General features: G+C 66.8%; 6 protein-coding genes and 1 pseudogene. 1 reads left to right on the forward strand and 6 read right to left on the reverse strand.

From position 1 onward, the window contains the following. A pseudogene (locus ACE3UY_RS21045) lies at window positions 1-339 on the forward strand (hypothetical protein); the annotation flags it as partial. Window positions 340-343: 4 nt separating this feature from the next. Here ACE3UY_RS21045 and ACE3UY_RS21050 read toward each other — a convergent pair. From ACE3UY_RS21050 to tsaB, 6 genes are all read right to left on the reverse strand, one after another. Further along, a complete protein-coding gene (locus ACE3UY_RS21050) occupies window positions 344-445 on the reverse strand; it encodes a type II toxin-antitoxin system RelE/ParE family toxin (RefSeq protein WP_374689445.1) in 102 nt (33 codons plus the stop codon). Window positions 446-608: 163 nt separating this feature from the next. Continuing rightward, window positions 609-833: a hypothetical protein gene (locus tag ACE3UY_RS21055; RefSeq protein ID WP_374689440.1), complete on the reverse strand. Its 225-nt coding sequence runs from the start codon at window positions 831-833 to the stop codon at window positions 609-611. Window positions 834-843: 10 nt separating this feature from the next. Next, complete coding sequence (locus tag ACE3UY_RS21060) at window positions 844-1,410, reverse strand: hypothetical protein (RefSeq protein WP_374689441.1); 567 nt, start codon at window positions 1,408-1,410, stop codon at window positions 844-846. Between the two features lie 145 nt (window positions 1,411-1,555). Beyond that, window positions 1,556-2,584: an SDR family NAD(P)-dependent oxidoreductase gene (locus tag ACE3UY_RS21065; protein ID WP_374689442.1), complete on the reverse strand. Its 1,029-nt coding sequence runs from the start codon at window positions 2,582-2,584 to the stop codon at window positions 1,556-1,558. Window positions 2,585-2,605: 21 nt separating this feature from the next. Further along, window positions 2,606-3,145, reverse strand: a complete 540-nt coding sequence (gene rimI / locus ACE3UY_RS21070; protein WP_374689443.1) for a ribosomal protein S18-alanine N-acetyltransferase — start codon at window positions 3,143-3,145, stop codon at window positions 2,606-2,608. A gap of 4 nt (window positions 3,146-3,149) precedes the next feature. Continuing rightward, window positions 3,150-3,841 (reverse strand): tRNA (adenosine(37)-N6)-threonylcarbamoyltransferase complex dimerization subunit type 1 TsaB (tsaB, locus tag ACE3UY_RS21075; RefSeq protein WP_374689444.1); only part of this gene is annotated, 692 nt, incomplete at its 5' end.

The raw sequence follows: 3,841 nt of genomic DNA on the forward strand, positions 1-3,841 counted from the left end.
GAGCGCTGGGGCATGGCTAAAGAGGTGTGGATGCGCGGCGAGCGGCGCAAGTTCTACAAGGCCGAGTCGGACATGTGGCAGGTGATCCGCAACGTGTTGGGCAGCCGGGAGCAGCGCGAGGTGCAACTGGCGCTGCACGTGCTGGGGGAGAGCATCGAGAAGCTCCAGGCGGCCGAGTGCCAGCTGTCGGCCGACGAGCAGCAGTTGGCGCGTTACTACCTGGATCGCATCGCCGACCTGCAGGCGTTCTTCCAGTTCGCCCAACTGGCGCTCCACGCTGTGTTAGGCAGCGATAAGTCGTTGGATTTTGAGGCGATTACGAAAATCGAGATTGAGTGAGAGACTACTTGTAGACCTCACGCCGATGCCGCACGAACTCCACGACAATAGAGGCAACTTCTTGTCGCTCGATCCGATAGAGAACGCGATAGTCGCCAACTCGGATCTTGTAGAGGCCCTGCCAAGGGCCAACTAGAGGCTGTGTGACGTACTCTCAATGTTCTCGGCCAGCCATTGGATGCGCCTGACAACCCGTACGGCGACTACCTTATCGAGGCGAGCCAAGTCGGCCTTGGCCACTTCTGTCAGATGAACCGCGTAGGGCGTTGTCATTCCAGGCTGAGGTCATGAATAATATCTTCTAATGCGTGCGTCTGTTGTTGACCGGCCCGCCAGCGTTCCATCGCTTGGTGGAGCTCAGCTTCAAATTCATCGCTCAATTCTAGGCCTTCATCGGGATCGGTCAGCAAATCCGCGAGTGTTTCTGTCACCACTTCACGGATGAGGGCGCGAAATTCATCGACGGTAAGCTCGGCGACGCTCAAGTTAGACATGGCGCTTATTCTAACTCAACATGCGATGAGCGTGTAGATAGCCAACAACACACAGCGCCAGCCACCCCACATACCCCAGAATGACCGACCAGAGGTGATAGGCATAGCGCCAGTCGCCCGACGGCAGCAGCCAGTGGGCCAGCAGGGCCAGCGCGGTATAGACGAGGCCGTAGGCGACGACGGCGCGCCGGAGCGGACGCAGGCGGGCGTCGGGTTCGACGAGGATGAGCGGCACGACGACCAGGCACGCCCAGTAAGCCGCCATGCCGATCTGGCTGGCGTCGGGGTTGCCCCAGGGGGAGTTGCCGATGAGGAACCACTCGACCAGCAGCCCGCCGCCGGCCCCCAGGGCGGCGCACAGCAGGAAAGCTACCCGCCCTCGGCCCACCACCTGGAACAGTAGGCGCGTCACCCCGAAGGCCGCGGCCAGATAGAGTGCGTTGAAAGCCATCGAGCCGAACCAGTTGGCCCAGTCGCCCCGAATGAAGACGGAGTATTGCAGCTCGCCCACGGCCGCCGTCAGCACACCGATAAGGACGAACAGAAAGAACCGCGCCGCCACGCCTGCCAATTTCACTCAGCACCTCGTCCGTTCAACCCGCTTGCCAATCGCCTGTTACCCCTCCTTTACGCAGGAGGCGCGCGAAAGGCTTACGGAGAATGGCCGCGGAGGATCGGCAAATGGAATCGGGCCGGGTCGAAGCTGGTGTTCCGACAGAGCGCTAGAACAGTTCGCGGTTGGTCGAGACCCACTCGTAGAGCCGCCGGATGCCCTCGGCCGGCGCGACGCGGGGACGCCAGCCCAGCCGCTCGGCCGCCCGCTCGATGCCGGCCACGAACACCCGCTGGTCGCCCGGCCGCCACGGGCCGTACTGCACCGGGATGGGACGGCCGGCCAGCGCCTCTAGCAGCGGCCCGAACTCCGACCAGACCGAGAGGGTGTTGTCCGGCCCGCCGCCCAGGTTGAACACCTCGCCGCTGAGAGCGTCGATGCGGTCGATGCCAAGCTGGTAGGCGGCCACGAGGTCGTCGATGTAGAGCACGTCGCGCACCTGCAGGCCGTCGCCGTATATGGAGATGGGGCGGCCCAGCGCGGCGGCGATGACGAAGTGGGCCACCCAGCCCTGATCCTCCACGCCGAACTGGCGCTGGCCATAGATGCAAGATTGGCGCAGCACCAGCGTGCGCAGGCCGTAGATGCGGGCGTAGTCGCGCACGTACTGGTCGCCGGCCCCCTTGGAGCAGCCGTAGGGGGAGTGGAAGTCGAGCGGGAAGCTTTCGGGGATGCCGCGGGGGTAGTCGGCGTAGGCGTAGCGCGCGCCGTCGCGGACGATGGTCACATCCTCCATGCCGCCGTAGACCTTGTTGGTGGAGGCGTAGAGGAGGGCCGCGCCGGGCGCGCCGTGGCGCACGGCCTCCAGGACGTTGAACGTGCCCAGGGCGTTGATCTCGAAGTCCTCGCGCGGGTCGACGACGGACTGGGTGACGGCCACCTGACCGGCCAGGTGGAGGACGACGTCGGGCGCGGCGTCGGCCACGGCCGCGGCCAGCCGTGCGTCGTCGCGGATGTCGGCCTCGATGACGCGCAGGCGCTCGCCGCCGTGGCGCGTATGGAGCCACTCCAGGTTAGCCCGGCCGCCGCGGCGCGAGAGGTTGTCGTAGATCGTGACGGCCGCGCCCTGGCGCAGAAAGTGGTCGGCGCTGTTGCAGCCGATGAAGCCGGCCCCGCCGGTGATGAATACGTGTTGCATGTGTTTGCCTCGGGTGCTCTCTTATACAGCGTCGCGGCGCTCGATCCGCAGTGGGCGGCCGGCCAGCCAGGCGCAGTAGTCGGGCTGGGCGCTCAGATCGACGGTCATCAGCAGGGCATCCTCGCCCGTGTCGCGGTAGTAGCGGCGGCGCACGCCGACCTCCTCGAAACGGTACTTGGCGTAGAGCGCCTGGGCGACGGTGTTGCCGCGGCGCACTTCCAGCGTGATGAGCAGCGGGTCTAACTCGCAGGCCAGTCGCAGCAGGTTGAGCAGCAGCCACTCGCCCAACCCCCGGCCGCGCTCGGCCGGCGCGACGGCGATGGTGCTGATATGGACTTCGCCGGCGATGAGCCAGAAGCCGGCGTAGCCCAGGATGGTCTCGCCGTTCTCAGCCGCGCGGGTGAGCACCTGGTAGTGGGACAACTGGTTATCGACCAGCTCGTTGTAGTAGAGCTGTTCATGGGCGGGTGTGGGGAAGGAGGCGCGGTCGATGGTCAGGACGGCCGGGATGTCGGCCACGGTCATCGGGCGCAGGGCGTAGGGCGGGGGCAGGCTCAGCACGCGCTCAACCCGGCTCGCGCAGGTAGAGGGGGGCGAGCGCGCCGGCGTCGTCCACCTGCTTGCTCTTCCAGCGCAGCCAGCCCAGTTCGGCCAGGACGGCGGCGCGCCGGACGGATTCGGCCGGTGGGGCGACGATGGCCGAGCGGTTCGTCCGGCGGATGAGCTTGGCCGCGGCGGCGTCGATCTCCCCGGCGAAGGCGACCGGCACTTGCAGCCGGCGAATGAGATCGTCCCAACTGGTCAGCAGCGGCTCGCCGATGCGCTCCCAGCCGCGTTTGGGGACCCATTGGTATTGCCCGGCCCAGAGGCGCGTGCGGCCGGCCTGGGCCACGGCCACCAGGTCGGTCTCCATGCGGCAGATCGCGGCGGCGACGATGTCGAGCGTGGGCACGCCGACCAGGGGCAGTTTTTGGCTGAGGGCGATACCCTTGGCCAGGGCCAGGCCGACGCGCAAGCCGGTGTAGGAGCCGGGGCCGATGGCGACGGCGACGGCGTTCAGGTCGGCGGCGCTGACGCCGGCGCGGCCCCACAGTTGGGCCAGGGCGGGGGCCAGCTCGACCGTCTGCATGCGCCGGCTGCGCCAGCCGAATTCGGCCAGCACCGCCGCGCCGTCGTGGAGGGCCAGGCCGATCCAGTCGGTGGCTGTGTCAATGGCGAGGATCATGATATTGCTATAGATGGTCGTTGGGCGCACAC

Source organism: Promineifilum sp. (SeqCode) (assembly GCF_041918635.1).
Classification (GTDB): Bacteria; Chloroflexota; Anaerolineae; order Promineifilales; family Promineifilaceae; genus Promineifilum.